This is a genomic window from Georgenia sp. Z1491, from assembly GCF_049856175.1.
Taxonomy (GTDB): Bacteria; Actinomycetota; Actinomycetes; order Actinomycetales; family Actinomycetaceae; genus JB111.
In genome coordinates this window covers 21,907-38,447 of record NZ_JBNDNA010000022.1, presented here as the reverse complement: position 1 = coordinate 38,447, position 16,541 = coordinate 21,907, and the positions used below count along the sequence as shown (strand labels likewise).

Here is a 16,541-nt window from a genome sequence, read left to right as displayed (position 1 = left end):
GGGAAACGCCCGGTCCCATTCCGAACCCGGAAGCTAAGCCCCTCAGCGCCGATGGTACTTCACGGGCGACCGTGCGGGAGAGTAGGACACCGCCGTACACACCATTCTGAAGGCCCCCACCAACACCGGTGGGGGCCTTCAGCCATTTCAAGAGACCATTACCTGAACGTCGACGCACCGCTGCCCGCCCGGACGTCCCGCGGGCCCAGGTCGTATGAACCGTTTCGCAGCCCCAGGTCCCGGAGTGCCCCGTGCTCGGTGACTTGGGTCTTGTTCGCTCTGCGCATGCAGGGTGTAGGTGCAGGCGTCCTGGACTGTCCGTCCGTGGGTCCGTGATGGAGCGAGCGTCACTGCCGGGGCCGCTGTTGCGCCGGTCCTTGCTCACGTAGTGTTCTGGGTTCGCGGGTGTGTCCGGCGCCTTGTTCAGCCGGCCCGCGCGTGCGGGAACGAGCCCTCGGCGGTCTTGTCCCGCGACAGCTTCGACAGGAGAACAGAGTGAGCGAGACGCCAGAAGACAACGACCGACGAGGTCGCACCGCTTCGGGATCGAACCGCGGCGGTGATGGCCGTCCCCGCCGGCAGTCTCACTCACGCGATCGTTCCCAGGGTGGTGGCCGTCGGTGGGAAGACCGGCCGCCCCGCCGCGACGGCCCGGGTTCGTCCGGCGACCGGCCGCAGCGCCGTGACGGTGAACGTCAGGGCGGCGGTCGTCGGTGGGAGGAGCGTCCGCCCCGCCAGGATGGTCGGGGTTCCTATGGTGACCGGCCCCAGCGCCGCCATGGTGAGCGCCAGGGTTCTGCTCGTCGGTGGGAGGATCGCCCGCCGCGCCGTGACGCTCAGGATTTCTACGGCGACCGGCCCCAGCGTCGTGACGGTGAGCGTCAGGGCGGCCGCCGGTGGGAAGACCGTTCGTCCCGGCGTGACGGGGAGCGGCACACCGCCGGGCGACGCGCCGACGACCGGGGTCGTCGCCAGGGTGGCGCGGACCGCCAGGTCGGTCATGGCCGACCCGGACAGGAACGCCGAGCTGCCGCTCCTCAGGCACCGGACATCCCCGAGGACATCACCGCACAGATGCTCGACCGGGAGGCACGGCGCGAGCTGCTTACTCTCTCCAAGACCAACGGCGAGGCCGTGGCCCGGCACCTCGTCATGGCCGGCATCCTGCTCGAGGACGACCCGGAACGGGCTTATCAGCACGCACAGGCCGCCGGCCGCGGTGCGGGCCGCGTCGCCACGGCCCGCGAGGCCGTCGCCATCACCGCCTACGCGACGGGCCGGTTCGCCGAGGCGCTCAAGGAGCTACGCGCCGTGCGCCGTCTCTCGGGCCGCGACGACCACCGCGTGATGGAGGCCGACTGCGAGCGCGGTCTCGGTCGCCCCGAACGTGCCCTCACGGTGGTGGCCGAGACCGACGCCAGCACACTCTCCGAGGCGGAGCGGGCCGAACTCGCGATCGTGGCCTCCGGTGCGCGCGCCGACCTCGGCGAGAACGAGGCCGGACTGCTCCTCCTTCGCACGGTGGCGCTCGACGCCATCACCGACCGAGCCGTCCGGGCCCGACTCGACTCCGTCATTGCTGACCGCCTCGACGAGGTCGGCAGGACCGACGAGGCCGCAGAGGTCCGCAGCAGGATCTCGATCCCCACGGACGACTCCACCGACACGTTCGACGTCATCGACCTGCTACCCGAGGAGGACGAGGCCGGACAGGCAGTCTCGGAAGCTTCCACCGAGGCGCCCGTGGCCGCCTCGGATCCGGACGTCGAAGAGTCCGAAGCTGCGGTCGAGCCAGACGTCGTCGAGCACGCCGACGTCACCGACGCGCAGGAGGTCGAGCCGGACCCTGAGCCGTCCTCTGAGCAGGAGGTTGAGCCGGACCCTGAGCCGTCCGCTGAGCAGGGGGCCGAGCCGGAGGCCGAGCAGGGGCAGCTCGACCTCGGCCTCGACCTGGGCGAGGCGGAGCCGCGGGGCGGACGTCCCGCGACCGAGGAGCCGGGGTCCGACACAATGGGCCGGTGACTCTCCGCGGAACTGATCAACCCCTGCACCTGGCGCACGACGTCGCGCTCATCGACCTCGACGGCGTCTGCTACCGGGGCGACGACCCCGTCGAGCACGCGGCCGACTCGCTGAACGCGGCGCGCAGCGCCGGCCTGACCACCCGCTTCGTCACCAACAACGCCTCTCGCGAGCCGGGGACAGTGGCCGACCACCTCACCGAGCTCGGCATCGCGACGGCCCCCGACGAGGTGGTCACCGCGGCCCAGGCGGGAGCGGCCCTGCTGGCGGAGCGCTACCCGAAGGGGTCGGCGGTCCTCGTCGTCGGCGGAGCGGGTCTGCGCACCGCGGTCGCCGAGCGCGGCATGCGCATCGTCGACTCGGCCGACGACTCCCCGGTCGCCGTCATTCAGGGCTGGGACCCGAACCTCGCCTGGCACCACCTCGCCGAGGCCTGCTACGCCATCGAGCGCGGCGCCGCGCACATCGCCACGAACCTCGACGCCAGCATCCCCAAGCCCGGCGGCCTCGCCCCCGGCAACGGGGCGCTCGTCGCCGTCGTTTCCGGGGTCACCGGCGTCCGCCCCCTGTCCACGGGCAAGCCCGAGCCCGAGATCTTCCAGACCGCCGCCCGCCGCGCGGGCGGAACCGCGCCGATCGTGCTCGGCGACCGCCTCGACACCGACATCGCCGGCGCCGTGGCCGCGGGGATGGCCTCGCTGCACGTGCTCACCGGCGTCGACGACGCCCGTGCGGTCGTCCTCGCGATCCCCGCCGAGCGCCCCGCGTTCCTCGCCACCGACCTGCGCGACCTCCTGCTCGCCCACCCCGAGGTCACGCGGGCGAGTGACGCCGACGCGCCCGCCGGTGTGTCGCCCACCTGGGCGGTGGGCAGCGCCCGCGCCCACGTCGCCGACGGCGTCCTCCACCTCGACGACGGCACGGGCACAGCCGTCGCGCTCACCACCGCGGCCGGTTCCGCGCCGGTGACGGTCAGCCTCGACGGCTACCGCGCGCTCGCGGCCGCCGCGTGGGCCGCCGCGGACGCCGGATCTGACCTGGACCCGCAGGTCGTCCCAGAGCTCGTGGTCGAGCGGCGATAACCTGTCCGGGATGAGCGAGCAGCCCCGGCCCACCCCCGCGTCCGTCCGCGGGGACGACCGCCTGCCCGCGGACCTCGCCGAGCGGGACCTCGACGCGCAGGCGGACGCCCTCGAGGCACTCCACTCCTCGCTCCAGGCCCGGCTGGCCCAGGACGGCGGCTGAGGTGGCGCGCCTGACGCGCATCGACGCCGAGCTCGTCCGCCGCCGACTCGCCCGCTCGCGCCAGCACGCCGCCGAGCTCATCGTCGCCCACCGCGTCACCCTCGACGGCGAGGCCGTGCTCAAGCCCGCCCGGCAGGTCGACCCCGCGCAGGCGATCGTCGTCCGCGAGGCCGGCACGGTCGACGACTACGTCTCCCGCGGCGCACACAAGCTCATCGGTGCCCTCGACGCGCTCGCCGCGCGGGGCACCCCCGTCGACCCCGCGGGCCGCCGGTGCCTCGACGCCGGCGCCTCCACCGGCGGCTTCACCGACGTCCTCCTGCGCCGCGGCGCCGCCGAGGTCGTCGCCGTCGACGTCGGGTACGGCCAGCTCGCCTGGAACCTGCGCACCGACGACCGGGTCACCGTCCTCGAGCGCACCAACGTCCGCACGCTCGACCCCGCGGCCGTCGCACCGGCCCCGACGCTCGTCGTCGGCGACCTGTCCTTCATCTCCCTGCGCCTCGTCCTGCCCGCCCTGGCGGGAGCCGCCGCCGACGACGCCGACCTGCTGCTCATGGTCAAGCCGCAGTTCGAGGTGGGGAAGGACGCGCTCGGCAGCGGCGGCGTCGTCCGCGACCCCGACCAGCGCGCCGCCACCATCGTCGACGTCGCCCACGCCGCCCAGGAGCTCGGCCTCGACGCCTGGGCCGTGGTCCCGAGCCCCCTGCCCGGCCCCGCCGGGAACGTCGAGTACTTCGTCGCGCTGCGCCGCGGCGCCGAGCACCCGCTCACCGGCGACGCCCTGGCCGAGGCCGCGCGCACCGCCGTCGCCGAAGGCCCTGCCGGAAGGTCCGAGGGCACTGCCGGGAAGGCTGAGGCCCCCGCGGACAAGGCCGAGGGCCCCGCCGGGAAGGAGGCCGTGCGATGACCGAGCCCCCCAAGCACCGGGCCGACGAGGACGTGCGCCCCGGCGACCGCGAGGTCGTCCTCCTCCACCACCCCACGCGGGCCGACGCGCTCGCGGCCGCCACCACCGTCCACGAGGGCCTCACGGCCGCGGGCCTGTCCGTGCGTTCCGTCAGCCCCGCGACGGACTCAGCAACCGACTCCGAGCCGGTCGGACCCACGCAGGTCGAGGGCGCCGAGCTCGTCGTCGTCCTCGGCGGCGACGGCTCGATCCTCACCGGCACCGAGCTCGCCCGCCCGCACGGCGTGCCGGTCCTCGGCGTCAACCTCGGCCACGTCGGCTTCCTCGCGGAGGCCGAGCCGGAGGCGCTCCCGGAGGTGGTGCGGCGGATCGTCGCGCGCGACTACCTCGTCGAGGAGCGCATGACCATCGACGTCACGGTCCGCACCCCGGTCGGCGCCACGCACCACAGCTGGGCCCTCAACGAGGCCGCCGTGGAGAAGGGCCCCGAGGGCCGGCTGGTCGAGGCGGCCCTCGGCGTCGACGGACGGGGGTTGTCGACCTTCGGCTGCGACGCCGTCGTGCTCGCCACGCCCACCGGCTCCACCGCCTACGCGTTCTCCGGCGGCGGACCGGTCGTCTGGCCCGGCCTCGAGGCCCTCCTCGTCGTCCCCATCGCCGCCCACGCCCTGTTCACCCGGCCCATGGTCGTCGGGCGGGAGTCCGTCCTCGAGGTCGAGATCCTCGCCGAGGCGCGCGCGGCCGCGGTCGTGCGCTGCGACGGCCGCCGCACCATCGAGGCGCCCCCCGGCTCCCGCATCGAGGTCCGCCGCGGCCGCCGACCCGCGCTCCTGGCCCTGCTCAGCGACGCCCCCTTCTCGGGCCGCCTCGTGGCGAAGTTCGACCTCCCGGTCAGCGGCTGGCGGGGCGGAGGCACGCCCGGCACCAACGGGGCCCAGGGGGGCACCCGGTGATCGAGCGCGTGAGCATCGAGGACCTCGGTGTCATCGCCCGGGCCCACCTCGACCTCGGGCCCGGCCTGACCGCCCTGACCGGCGAGACCGGCGCGGGCAAGACGATGGTCCTCACCTCGTTGCGGCTGCTGCTCGGCCACAAGGCCGACCCCGCGATCGTCCGGCACGGCGCGGAGCGCGCCGTCGTCGAGGGGGAGTGGTCCGTCCCGGACGACGCCCCCGCACGCTCGCTGGCCGACGACGCCGGGGCCACCCTCGACGACGACGTCCTCCTCGTGGCGCGCACCGTCTCCGCCCAGGGCCGCTCCCGCGCCCACGCCGGCGGCCGCACGGTGCCCGCCGCCCTGCTCACCGACATCGGCGACGGCCTCGTCACCGTCCACGGCCAGGCCGACCAGCTCCGCCTGCGCGAGCCCGCCCGCCAGCGCGCCGCCCTTGACACCTTCGGCGGAGCGCAGCACCTGGCCCTCGTCACGGCCGCCGCCGAGGCGCACGCCGCCGTGGTCGCCGCCCGTGCCGCGCTCGAGGAACGCACCGCCGACGAGGGGCGACGCCTCGCCGAGATCGCCGCGCTCACCCGCGTCGCCGAGCTCGTCGCCGCCGCCGACCCCACGCCCGGCGAGGACGAGGAGCTGCGGGCCGCCTCCCTGCGCCTCGAGCACGCCGAGGCCCTGCGCACCGCGGCCGTCGAGGCGCGCGGCTCCATCGGCGGGGACGAGGACAGCGCCACCCCCGGCGCGTCCGCGCTCGTCGCCCGCGCCGCGCACGCCCTGGCGGCCGCCAGCGGCCACGACCCGGCCCTGGCGGCGCTCGCCGAACGGGTCTCCGCCGTCTCACCGCTGCTCGACGACGTCGCCGTCGAGCTGGCCGCCTACCTCGACGGGCTCGACGCCGACCCTTCCGCGCTCGACACCGTCCACTCCCGCCGCGCCGAGCTCGGCCGCCTGGCCAAGGACCTCGGGGTCGGCGGCGTCGACGAGGCCCTCGCCGAGGCCGAGCGGGCCGCCGCCCGCCTCGCCCAGATCGACGGTCCCGCCGCCGAGCCGGAGGCCCTCGCGGCCGCCGTCGCCGAGGCCGAGGAGGTCCGCGAGAGCGCAGCCGCCGACCTCACCGCCTCGAGGCGGGCCACCGCCGAGCGGCTCACGGCGGCCGTCGACGCCGAGCTGCGCGGCCTGGCGATGCCCGGGGCCCGCCTCGGCATCGACCTCGAGCCGCTGCCCGAGCCCGGCCCGCACGGCGCCGAGGAGGTCGTCCTCACCCTGGCCACGCACCCGAGCGCACCGGCCCGCCCCCTCGGCCAGGCCGCCTCGGGCGGTGAGCTGTCCCGCGTCATGCTCGCCCTCGAGGTGTGCCTCGCGACCGAGGCCGGCGGCCGCGCACGGACGTTCGTCTTCGACGAGGTCGACGCCGGGGTCGGCGGACGCGCCGCCGTCGAGGTCGGGCGACGGCTCGCGGGGCTGGCCGAGCGCCACCAGGTCGTCGTCGTCACGCACCTCGCGCAGGTCGCCGCCTTCGCCACCGACCACCTCGTCGTCACACGCGGGAGCGACGGCGTCACCGACGTCGTGCGGGCGGCCGGCGAGGAGCGCGTCGTCGAGCTCGCGCGCATGCTCGCAGGTCAGGACGACTCCGAGGCGGCGCGCGCGCACGCGGCGGAGCTGCTCGAGCTGGCCGGCGTGTCACCATGACGCGGTGAGGCTCTTCCAACGACCGGCGCGCCGTGCGTCCGCCGACCCCGCGGCCGTCTCCGGGCCCGCCCGCGTGGACGCGCGGACCAAGCGCCTCACGTCGCGGCTCCGCCACGGGGACGTCGCCGTCATCGACCACGTGGACATCGACCGGGTCGCCGCCGAGTCCCTCGTCGCCGCCCGCCCCGTCGCCGTGCTCAACGCCGCCGAGTCCACCTCGGGGCGCTACCCCAACGCCGGTCCCTCGATCCTCGTCGACGCCGGCATCGTGCTCGTCGACGACGTCGGCGAGCACCTCATGGAGATCTCCGAGGGCGACCTCGTCGAGATCAGCCCCGACGGCACGATCAGCACCGGCGGCGAGCTCGTCGGCCGCGGCCAGGTCCAGGACCCGAGCACCATCGCCGAGGACCAGCGCCGGGCCCGCGCGGGCATCTCCGAGCAGCTGAAGAAGTTCGCGACGAACACGATGGAGTACGTCGAGCTCGAGCAGGACCTCATCATCGACGGCATCGGCATCCCCGAGGTGCGCACGGTCTTCGACGAGCGGCACGTCCTCATCGTGGTGCGCGGGTACCACTACAAGGAGGACCTCGCGATGCTCCGGCCGTACGTGCGGGAGTTCCGGCCCCTCATCGTCGGCGTCGACGGCGGGGGAGACGCGGTCCTCGAGGCCGGTCTGCGGCTCGACATGATCGTCGGCGACATGGACTCCGTGTCCGACGAGGCGCTGCGCTCGGGCGCGGAGATCCTCGTCCACGGCTACCGGGACGGCCGCGCCCCCGGCAAGGCCCGCGTGGAGGCGCTCGGCGTCGACCACCTCGTCGTGCCCGCCACCGGTACGTCGGAGGACGTGGCCATGCTGCTCGCCGACGAGAAGGGCGCCAGCGTCATCGTCGCCGTCGGCACCCACAACACGCTCAACGAGTTCCTCGACAAGGGGCGCGCCGGCATGGCGTCGACCTTCCTCACCCGCCTGCGGGTGGGCTCCAAGCTCATCGACGCCAAGGGCGTCTCCCGGCTGTACCGGACGCGCATCTCCGGCTGGCTCCTCGTCCTCCTCGTGCTCGCGGGCCTGCTCGCCCTGGCGGCCGCCGTCCTCGCCACGACGGCGGGACAGGCCTTCCTCGAGCTCGCCGCCACGCGGTGGGGGGACGTCGTGGCCTGGGTGCGTTCCCTGTTCGGGTCCGGGTGAGCATGACGGGTAGCAGGAGAGACGCATGATCGACTTCAAGTTCCACGTGGTCTCGCTGATCGCGGTGTTCATGGCCCTGGCCGTGGGCATCCTGCTCGGCGCGGGCCCGCTCGGCGGCGCCCTGGGCGACACGCTGCGCGGCCAGGTCCAGGACCTGCGCACCGACCGTGAGGAGATGCGCGCCGAGCTCACCGACACCCGCGCCGACCTCGACTCCGTCAACGCCCTGCTCGAGGAGGGCGGCCCCCGCCTCGTCGACGGCACGCTCGACGGCGGTCGCGTCGCCCTGCTCGCGATGCCCGGCACGAACGGCGACGACCTCACCGCCGTCCAGGACTCGCTCGCCGACGCCGGTGCCGAGATCGTCGTCGAGGGCGTGCTCTCGGAGACCCTCGTGACGCCGGCGATGGGCGAGGAGCGGATCGACCTGCTCGACGACGTGGCTCCCGACGCCGAGCCGGACGCCGACCCCGTCGCCACCCTCGGCGGCGCCATCGCCGACGCGCTGACCATCGGCCACGACGAGACCGAGTCGCTCGACGACGTCGCCGCCGACGGGGAGCTCCTCGACGTGCTGCTCGGCGCCGGCGAGGACCTCGTCACGCTGCAGACGGACCCCGAGGGCCGGGCCGACGTCGTCGTCGTCGTCGGTGCCCGCCCGGAGCCCGAGCCCGACACGGACCCGGACGAGGACTCCGACGAGGACGGCACCCCCGACGTCGAGGCGGAGGCCGCCGAGCGTCGGATCGCCCACGTCACCGCCCTGCAGGCGTTCGGGGCGATGGCCGACGAGGCGCCGTTCGTCCTCGTCGGCGCCGGGGAGTCCACCCGTGACCTCGTCGGCGTCCTGCGCGACGACCTCTCGCTGGCGCCGGCCGCCACCAGCGTCGACTCCGTCGGCTCGGTCTCCGCCACCGTCGTCACGCCCCTGGCCGTGGCCGCGACGCTCGACGGGATCGTCGAGCACTACGGGTTCGACGAGGGTGCGGAGGCCGTCCTGCCGCCCGCCGTGGCCACGCCGGCCGAGCGGCGCGCCGAGGGCGCCCCGCCGGCCGTGGACCCCGAGTCGCCCACCCAGGGCGAGTCGCCGACGGGTGGGACGGGCGGCGGCACCGGGGCCGACGACGCCGGAACCGGCTCCGGCGACACCGGCGGTTCCGGTACCGGTGGCGACTCTGCGCGCGGCGGTACGACCGGCGACGACGAGGACCCCGCGCCGTGAACTGCCTGCTCGCCCGTGCCACCGCCGCCGCGCTGGGCGCCGGCGCGACGGTCGCCGCCCGCCGACTGCTCGACCGCCGCCCGCCCGGTCGGCCCGGCGCCTGGACGCGCACCAACCACGCCGGCGACCCCGTCTCGCTGCTCGGCGGGCTGGCCGTCGGCGCCGCCGCCACCGCGCTCGGCCCGCTGCTGGCCGCCGCGACCCCGCTCGGGCCGCGCGTCGCGCTCGCCGCGGGGGTGGCCGGCGGGGCCGCGACCGTCGCGGGCGTGCTCGACGACCACGGCGAGGACCTCACCGGCGTCCCCACGGGCCGCGCGAAGGGCCTCAAGGGCCACCTGGGCGCGCTCGCCCGCGGCGAGGTGACCACCGGGGCGGTGAAGATCGCCGTCGTCGGCGCCGGTGCCGCCGGTGCCGCCGCGCTCCTGCCCGGGCCGCGGCCGGTCCTCGGCAGGCTCGCCGACGCCGCCCTGGTCGCCGGCTGCGCGAACCTCGCCAACCTCTTCGACCTGCGCCCCGGCCGCGCGCTCAAGGTCGCCGGGCTCGCGCTCGCGCCCGCCGCGCTCGCCGGGCCGGACCAACGGGCGGCGCTCGCGGCCGGCTCGCTCGGCGTCGTCGGTGCCGCGCTGCCCGCCGACCTCGCCGCGCGCGACATGCTCGGCGACACCGGGGCGAACCCGCTCGGCGCCCTCGTCGGCGTGGTCCTCGCCGCCGACGGCTCGGCCGTGCGGCGCACGGTGGCGCTCGGCGGCGTCGTCGCGCTCACCCTGGCCTCCGAGCGGATCTCGTTCACGTCCGTCATCGACTCCGTCCCGGTGCTGCGGGCGATCGACCGCGCGGGCCGCGCGGCCTGACCCGTGGGCACCGCCGACGAGCCCCGGGCCGCCGACGAGCCCCGGGCCGCCGACCGGGGCGCGCGCCCCGCGTCCGGGGGAGAGGCCGGCACGGGGGCCGAGCGCGGTCGCGAGCGCGAGACCGACCGGGGCGCGCGCCCCGCTCCCGTCCTCGCCGGCGCGCTCGGCGCCGCCGGCCTCATCGCCGTCCTCACTCTCGCCTCGCGCGCCGCCGGGTTCGCCCGCTGGCTCGTCCAGTCCTGGGTCCTCGGCAGCTCGGCGACCGCCGACGCCTACGCCAAGGCCAACACGATCCCCAACGTCCTGTTCGAGATCGCCGCGGGCGGAGCGCTCGTCGGCCTCGTCGTCCCGCTGCTCGCGGCGCCGCTGGCCCAGGGGCTGCGCGACGAGACCGGACGGCGCGCGTCGGCCCTGCTGTCCTGGACCGTGGCGATCCTCGCCCCGCTCGGCCTGCTCGTCGCCGTCCTCGCCCGCCCGCTGGCCGGGCTCCTGCTCGGCTCCGACGCGCCCGAGGCGAGCCTGGACCTCACGACGACCTTCCTGCGCATCTTCGCCGTCCAGGTCCCCCTGTACGGGATCGGCACCGTGCTCACCGGCGTCGCCCAGGCCCACCACCGGTTCGCCTGGCCGGCGCTCGCCCCGCTGCTGTCCTCCCTGGTCGTCATCGCCACCTACGGCCTCGTCGGCCTGTTCGGCGGCCCGGCGACCGACGACCCCGCCACGATCGCCCCCACGATGGTGGCCGTCCTCGGCTGGGGCACGACCGCCGGCGTGCTCGCGATGAGCCTGGCCCCGGTGCTCGCCCTGCGCGGCCTGGGCCTGCGCTGGCGCCCCACCCTCGACCTCGGCGCCGACCTGCGTCGCCGCGCGCTCGCCCTGGCCGGCGCCGGCCTCGCCGCCCTGCTCGCTCAGCAGGTCGCCGTCCTCGCAGTGCTGCGCGCCACGGCGGCCCAGCCCGGCTCCTACAACGTGTGGCAGTACGCCCAGGCCGCCTACCTGCTGCCCTACGCCGTGCTCGCCGTCCCGCTCGTCACGGCCGTGGCGCCCCGCGTCGCCGAGCTGGCCTCGCGGTCCGTGGCCGACAGCGCGCCCGTGGTGGCCCGTTCGGCGCGCGCCGTGCTCGCCGCCGGCGCGCTCGGTGCCGCCGCCCTCGTCGCCGTCGCCCCCGCGGTCACCGCGATCTTCTCCGCCCGCCACGACATGCCGGGCATGACGACGACGCTCACCGTCCTCGCCCTGGGCCTGCCCGGCTTCGCGCTGCTCCTGCACGCCCAGCGCTCCTTGTACGCCGTCCACCGCGCGCGCCTGGCGACCGTCCCGGCACTCGTGGGCTGGCTCGTCACCGCCGCGGCCACCGTGGTCGCGGGCATCGCCGCGGCGGGCGCCGGGCACGGCACCCTGCTCGGTCTGCTCGCGGCCGCCTCGAGCGTCGGGATGACGCTCGCCGGCGTGCTGTCGGCCGTGTGCCTCGCGCGCGCACTCGGCGGAGCCGCGCTCGCCGGCCTCGCGCGCACGGCGGGGACCGCGGTGGTCGGTGCCGTGATCGGCGGGCTCGCCGGCCGGTGGGTCACCGAGCTCGTCGCGGGCGACGGCCCGCTGCGCGCGGTCCTGGCGCTCGCGGCCGGCGGGGCCGTGGCGCTCCTGGCCTGGGTGGCCGTGGTGGCGGCGGGGGACTGGCAGGTGCTCGCCGTGCTGCGCCGCCGCGGGCGCGGCGCGGGCACCGGACCGACCGCCCCCGAGAACAGCGATCGGAAGGACGAGTCATGAGGATCCTCCAGGTGACCGGCACGACCACCGGCGGGGTCGCCCGCCACGTGAGCCAGGTCGTCGACGTGCTGCGCTCCCACGGCCACGACGTCCGGCTGGCCGGGCCCGCGGGCGTCGTCGCCGACGTCGTCCTCGGCGCCCCCGTGCCCGCCGCCGTCGTCGACCTGCGCGACCGCCCCTCGGGCGCTGATCTCGCCACCGTGCGCCGCCTGCGCCACCTCGCCGCCGGCGCCGACGTCGTGCACGCCCACGGCCTGCGCGCCGGCGCCGCCGCCGCGCTCGCCGTCCGCTCGCTGCCGCGCCGGCCACGGCTCGTGGTCACCGAGCACAACCTCGCCGTGGGCAGCGCCAGGGTCCGCGCGATCGCCCAGGCCCTGGAGGCCGTGGTCGCCCGCGGCGCCGACGTGGTCCTGCCGGTCGCCCCCGACCTCGCCGAGCGGGCCCGCCGGCTGGGCGCGCGTCACGTCGAGGTCGCCGTCATCCCCGCGCCCGCCCCGCGGGCCGTCCGCGCCACCGCGGCCGAGGTGCGCCGCGACCTCGGCCTCTTGGGCGGTCAGAGACTCGTCCTGTCCGTGGCACGTCTCGCGCCGCAGAAGGGCCTCGACCTCCTCGTCGACGCCGCCGCGGCCGCCGAACAGCTCCTGCCCGCGCGGACGGACGGCGCTCCGGCCGCGGTGTGGTGCGTGGCCGGCGGCGGGCCGCTCGGCCCCGAGGTGGCGGCCGCAGCGACCGCCGCCGGCGCCCCCGTGCGCGTCCTCGGCCCCCGCGCGGACGTCCCGGACCTCCTGGCGGCGGCCGACGTCGTCGTGTCGACCTCGGTGTGGGAGGGGCAGCCCATCTCGCTGGGCGAGGCGATGCACGCCGGCGCGGCCGTCGTCGCCACGGAGGTCGGCGGGACGGGCCTCGTCGTCGGGGACGCCGCCCTGCTCACCGGCCGCGACGCAGCCGAGGTGAGCGCCGCCGTCGTGCAGGTCCTCCTCGACACGGAGCTCGCGGGCCGGCTGGGGGACCGCGCGCGGCGGCGCTCGGCCGAGCTGCCGGACGAGGGTGACCTTCACCGCCAGCTCGTGTCCGTCTACGAACCCGGCTCACGCTGCTAGGGTCGAAGCCCGTGGCACCCACCTCGCACCGGCCTCTGCCCGGCACCTCGGTCCCCAAGCAGATCTTCGTGACCGGCGGGGTGGTGTCCTCTCTCGGCAAGGGCCTCACGGCCTCCTCCCTCGGCAGGCTCCTGCGCTCGCGCGGCCTGCGGGTCGTGATGCAGAAGCTCGACCCGTACATCAACGTGGACCCGGGCACGATGAACCCCTTCCAGCACGGCGAGGTGTTCGTCACCGAGGACGGCACCGAGACCGACCTCGACATCGGCCACTACGAGCGGTTCCTCGACATCGAGCTGTCCGGTCGGGCCAACGCCACCACCGGCCAGGTCTACTCCGAGGTCATCGCCCGCGAGCGGCGCGGCGAGTACCTCGGGGACACCGTGCAGGTCATCCCGCACATCACCGACGAGATCAAGGCGCGCATGCGCGCGCAGGCCGAGCCGGCTGACGGCCATGGGCCTCCGGACATCATCATCACCGAGATCGGCGGCACGGTCGGCGACATCGAGTCCCAGCCCTTCCTCGAGGCCGCCCGGCAGGTGCGCCAGGACGTCGGGCGCGACCACGTGTTCTTCCTGCACGTCTCGCTCGTGCCCTACATCGCGGCCTCCGGCGAGCTGAAGACGAAACCGACGCAGCACTCCGTGGCCGAGCTGCGGTCGATCGGTATCCAGCCCGACGCCCTCGTCTGCCGCACCGACCGGGCGCTGCCGGAGGGCGTGAAGAACAAGATCGCCTCGATGTGCGACGTCGAGCGGGAGGCCGTGGTCGAGTGCCCGGACGCGCCCTCGATCTACCAGATCCCCCGGGTGCTGCACTCCGAGGGGCTCGACGCCTACGTGGTGCGTCGCCTCGGTCTGTTCTTCCGCGACGTCGACTGGACCGAGTGGGACCGGCTCCTCGACCGGGTCAACCACCCCCGGCACGACGTCGAGGTCGCCCTGGTGGGCAAGTACATCGACCTGCCCGACGCCTACCTGTCCGTCACCGAGGCGATCCGCGCCGGCGCGTTCGAGCACCGCGCGTACGCGAACATCCGGTGGGTCGAGTCCGACCGGTGCGCCACCCCCGAGGGCGCGCGTGAGGCCCTGTCCGGGGTCGACGCCGTGCTCGTGCCCGGCGGGTTCGGCGTGCGCGGGATCGAGGGCAAGCTCGGTGCGCTGACCTGGGCGCGCGAGAACCAGGTGCCCACGCTCGGCATCTGTCTCGGCCTGCAGTGCATGGTCATCGAGGCGGCCCGGTCGCTGCTCGGGCTCGAGGGCGCCAGCTCGACGGAGTTCCACCCGGGCACCGACGAGCCCGTCATCGCGACGATGGACGAGCAGGTGCGGTTCGTCGAGGGCGCCGAGGGGGACATGGGCGGAACGATGCGCCTGGGCTCCTACCGGGCGGCACTCACACCGGGCTCCGTGGTCGCCGAGACGTACGGCGAGGTCGAGGTCTCCGAGCGGCACCGGCACCGCTACGAGGTCAACAACGCCTACCGCGAGCGTCTCGAGGGCGTCGGCCTGCGGGTGACCGGGACGCTGCCCGAGGGGAACCTGGTGGAGTTCGTCGAGCTCGACCGCGAGCAGCACCCCTACTACGTGGCCACCCAGGCGCACCCGGAGTTCAAGTCGCGGCCGACGCGGGCCCACCCGCTGTTCGCCGGGCTCATCGGTGCGGCCGTCGAGCGGCAGCGCGCCACCCGGCTCCTCGAGGTCGGCGACGACGGGGCCGAGGACGAGTGAGCGCGGATCTGTCGGCCGGCGCCGACCTGATCTCCGGCGACGTGCCCTGCGAGGACGAGTGAGCGCGGATCTGTCCGTCGACGGCGCCGAGGAGGTGCCCGGCGCCGGGACGTTCGCCGACGCCGAGGACCACCGGCGCGTGGTCCGGGCCGACCGCCTGCTCGAGGGCCGCATCTTCGACATCGTGGGCGACACCGTCGAGCTGAGCGCCGGCGGGCCCACCGTGCGGCGCGAGTACCTCGTCCACCCGGGGGCCGTCGCGATCGTCGCGCTCCGTGGCGACGGCGCGGGTACCGATGCGGGCGGTGTCGACGCAGGTAGCGGCGACTCGGGTAGCGGCGACGCGGGAAGCGGCGACGCGGGAAGCGGCGAGCCCGAGGTCCTCCTGGTGACCCAGTACCGGCACGCGTCGCGGGCACGCCTGCACGAGATCCCGGCCGGCCTGCTCGACGTGCCCGGCGAGGACCCGGTCGAGGCCGCCCGCCGCGAGCTCGCCGAGGAGGCCGACCTGCGCGCAGGCACCTGGCACGTCCTCGCCGACGTCCTGCTCTCGCCGGGCGCCACGAACGAGTGCGTGCGCGTCCTGCTCGCCCGCGACCTCAGTGAGGTCCCCGACGCCGAGCGGCACGTCCGCGAGGACGAGGAGTCGGAGATGGTCGCCCGGTGGGTGCCGCTGGCCGACGCCGTCGAGGCCGTCCTCGACGGCAGGATCCACAACGGAGCCACGACGGCGGGGCTGCTGGCCGCCGAGGCCTCCCGGTCGCGCGGGTGGGCGGGCCTGCGCCCGGCCGACGCCCCGTGGTCGCTGCGTCGCTACCGGTCCACCGACGGCTCCGTCGACGGCGCACTCACCGGCCTCCCGCCGGAGCACCGCCCGGCCGACTGACCGTCCGGGCGCAGCGCCGTCGGGCCGGGCCGCGCGATCGGGGGCGTCAACCACGCTCCCGGGTACGGCCGCCCTGGGACGATGAGGTATGTCCCCCTCCGTCACACTGCTCCTGGGCAAGCCGCCCCGGTCCGGCACCCTCCTGGACGAGGTCGTCGCCCACCTGGCGTCGCGGCGATGCACCGTGACCGTCCGGCTGCCCCACGAGGAGACGGTCGAGATCGACGACCTCACCGACCAGACGATCGTGGTCCATCGCGGCCTGCACAGCTCGGTGGCCCCGCTGCTCCAGGAGGCCCACGACCGCGGCGTCGCCCTGTGCAACCCGTGGCCGGCGGACCGGCTGCTGCGCGACCGCCGCGCCTGGCGAGGCGTTCTCGAGCGCGCCGGGATCCCGCAGCCGCCGTCGTCCACCGTCGAGCGGTGGGCCGGCGTGCTCGCGGTCGCGGAGAAGGAGCACGTGGTCGCCAAGTCCTTCGCCGGGCCGGGACGTGGGGCGCAGGTGCTGGCCGGCACCGACCGCACGCTGCCGGGCGACGCGCCGTTCCCGGGGCCCTACCTGGTGGAGTCCCGTCTGGCCTCCGACGGCACCGACCGCAAGCTGTACCTGGCCGGCGGCTCGGTGCGGGGCCTGCTCAAGCCGTCGACGCTCGAGCGGGAGCACACGCCGGCCGGCACGCCGTTCCAACCAGACGACGAGCTGGTGGACCTGGCCGGACGCGTGCGCGACGCGCTCGGCGCCCATCTGCTCGGTGTGGACCTGATCGGCACGCCTGCGGGACCGGTCGTCGTCGACGTCAACGGTTTCCCCGGGTTCCGAGGTGTCATAGGGGCGGCCGACGTCGTGTCCGAGCACCTCCTGGCGCACGCCGCCGCCTGACTCGTCGAGGACACGCTCTCTCGCCGGGTTCACGGTCTCGCGTCGACGACACGCGTGGTGGGTGACCCCTGAGGCACCGTCGAGGTCAC

General features: G+C 75.9%; 15 protein-coding genes and 1 rRNA gene. 15 read left to right on the top strand and 1 reads right to left on the bottom strand.

The features are described 5' to 3' along the window. Window positions 1-98, top strand: a 5S ribosomal RNA gene (gene rrf / locus ACPYO4_RS15485); the annotation flags it as partial. Window positions 99-588: 490 nt separating this feature from the next. On the opposite strand, the gene ACPYO4_RS15480 is transcribed toward rrf, so the two are convergent. Beyond that, complete coding sequence (locus tag ACPYO4_RS15480) at window positions 589-1,002, bottom strand: hypothetical protein (RefSeq protein ID WP_425710150.1); 414 nt, start codon at window positions 1,000-1,002, stop codon at window positions 589-591. A gap of 72 nt (window positions 1,003-1,074) precedes the next feature. On the opposite strand from ACPYO4_RS15480, the gene ACPYO4_RS15475 reads away from it, so the two are divergent. The 14 genes from ACPYO4_RS15475 to ACPYO4_RS15410 all read left to right on the top strand — a co-directional run bounded on the left by ACPYO4_RS15475 (window position 1,075) and on the right by ACPYO4_RS15410 (window position 16,452). Beyond that, window positions 1,075-2,022, top strand: a complete 948-nt coding sequence (locus ACPYO4_RS15475; RefSeq protein ID WP_425710149.1) for a hypothetical protein — start codon at window positions 1,075-1,077, stop codon at window positions 2,020-2,022. Further along, window positions 2,019-3,104 carry an HAD-IIA family hydrolase gene (locus tag ACPYO4_RS15470; RefSeq protein WP_425710148.1) on the top strand — a complete coding sequence of 362 codons (1,086 nt, stop codon included), beginning with the start codon at window positions 2,019-2,021 and terminating at the stop codon, window positions 3,102-3,104. Before ACPYO4_RS15475 ends, ACPYO4_RS15470 begins: the two co-directional genes overlap by 4 nt. 10 nt (window positions 3,105-3,114) lie before the next feature. Continuing rightward, entirely contained in the window at window positions 3,115-3,267 is a 153-nt protein-coding gene (locus ACPYO4_RS15465; RefSeq protein ID WP_425710147.1) for a hypothetical protein, read from the top strand. A gap of 1 nt (window position 3,268) precedes the next feature. Next, a complete protein-coding gene (locus ACPYO4_RS15460; RefSeq protein ID WP_425710146.1) occupies window positions 3,269-4,177 on the top strand; it encodes a TlyA family RNA methyltransferase in 909 nt (302 codons plus the stop codon). Continuing rightward, the gene (locus ACPYO4_RS15455) at window positions 4,174-5,130 is read left to right on the top strand and encodes an NAD kinase (protein ID WP_425710145.1); all 957 of its coding nucleotides are present in this window, start codon (window positions 4,174-4,176) and stop codon (window positions 5,128-5,130) included. The genes ACPYO4_RS15460 and ACPYO4_RS15455 overlap by 4 nt, the downstream gene beginning before the upstream one ends. 8 nt (window positions 5,131-5,138) lie before the next feature. After that, window positions 5,139-6,818: a DNA repair protein RecN gene (recN, locus tag ACPYO4_RS15450; protein WP_425710144.1), complete on the top strand. Its 1,680-nt coding sequence runs from the start codon at window positions 5,139-5,141 to the stop codon at window positions 6,816-6,818. Between the two features lie 4 nt (window positions 6,819-6,822). Next, entirely contained in the window at window positions 6,823-8,013 is a 1,191-nt protein-coding gene (gene steA, locus ACPYO4_RS15445; RefSeq protein ID WP_425710143.1) for a putative cytokinetic ring protein SteA, read from the top strand. Between the two features lie 25 nt (window positions 8,014-8,038). Beyond that, on the top strand, window positions 8,039-9,235 hold the full coding sequence (locus tag ACPYO4_RS15440; RefSeq protein WP_425710142.1) for a copper transporter: 1,197 nt from the start codon (window positions 8,039-8,041) through the stop codon (window positions 9,233-9,235). Next, complete coding sequence (locus tag ACPYO4_RS15435; protein ID WP_425710141.1) at window positions 9,232-10,086, top strand: hypothetical protein; 855 nt, start codon at window positions 9,232-9,234, stop codon at window positions 10,084-10,086. The genes ACPYO4_RS15440 and ACPYO4_RS15435 overlap by 4 nt, the downstream gene beginning before the upstream one ends. A gap of 3 nt (window positions 10,087-10,089) precedes the next feature. Continuing rightward, on the top strand, window positions 10,090-11,853 hold the full coding sequence (gene murJ, locus ACPYO4_RS15430; protein ID WP_425710140.1) for a murein biosynthesis integral membrane protein MurJ: 1,764 nt from the start codon (window positions 10,090-10,092) through the stop codon (window positions 11,851-11,853). Further along, entirely contained in the window at window positions 11,850-12,953 is a 1,104-nt protein-coding gene (locus ACPYO4_RS15425; RefSeq protein WP_425710139.1) for a glycosyltransferase family 4 protein, read from the top strand. The genes murJ and ACPYO4_RS15425 overlap by 4 nt, the downstream gene beginning before the upstream one ends. A gap of 11 nt (window positions 12,954-12,964) precedes the next feature. Next, entirely contained in the window at window positions 12,965-14,686 is a 1,722-nt protein-coding gene (locus ACPYO4_RS15420) for a CTP synthase (RefSeq protein ID WP_425710138.1), read from the top strand. A gap of 58 nt (window positions 14,687-14,744) precedes the next feature. Beyond that, complete coding sequence (locus ACPYO4_RS15415; RefSeq protein ID WP_425710137.1) at window positions 14,745-15,572, top strand: NUDIX domain-containing protein; 828 nt, start codon at window positions 14,745-14,747, stop codon at window positions 15,570-15,572. Between the two features lie 88 nt (window positions 15,573-15,660). Beyond that, window positions 15,661-16,452 carry an ATP-grasp domain-containing protein gene (locus ACPYO4_RS15410; RefSeq protein ID WP_425710136.1) on the top strand — a complete coding sequence of 264 codons (792 nt, stop codon included), beginning with the start codon at window positions 15,661-15,663 and terminating at the stop codon, window positions 16,450-16,452. Window positions 16,453-16,541: the final 89 nt, after the last annotated feature.

What these genes read in the sequence shown, in the direction of transcription:
- ACPYO4_RS15480 (WP_425710150.1), bottom strand. Translation starts at nt 1,002, where the DNA reads ATGACCGACCTGGCGGTCCGCGCCACCCTGGCGACGACCCCGGTCGTC.
- ACPYO4_RS15475 (WP_425710149.1), top strand. Translation starts at nt 1,075, where the DNA reads ATGCTCGACCGGGAGGCACGGCGCGAGCTGCTTACTCTCTCCAAGACC.
- ACPYO4_RS15465 (WP_425710147.1), top strand. Translation starts at nt 3,115, where the DNA reads ATGAGCGAGCAGCCCCGGCCCACCCCCGCGTCCGTCCGCGGGGACGAC.
- ACPYO4_RS15455 (WP_425710145.1), top strand. Translation starts at nt 4,174, where the DNA reads ATGACCGAGCCCCCCAAGCACCGGGCCGACGAGGACGTGCGCCCCGGC.
- ACPYO4_RS15440 (WP_425710142.1), top strand. Translation starts at nt 8,039, where the DNA reads ATGATCGACTTCAAGTTCCACGTGGTCTCGCTGATCGCGGTGTTCATG.
- ACPYO4_RS15425 (WP_425710139.1), top strand. Translation starts at nt 11,850, where the DNA reads ATGAGGATCCTCCAGGTGACCGGCACGACCACCGGCGGGGTCGCCCGC.
- ACPYO4_RS15410 (WP_425710136.1), top strand. Translation starts at nt 15,661, where the DNA reads ATGTCCCCCTCCGTCACACTGCTCCTGGGCAAGCCGCCCCGGTCCGGC.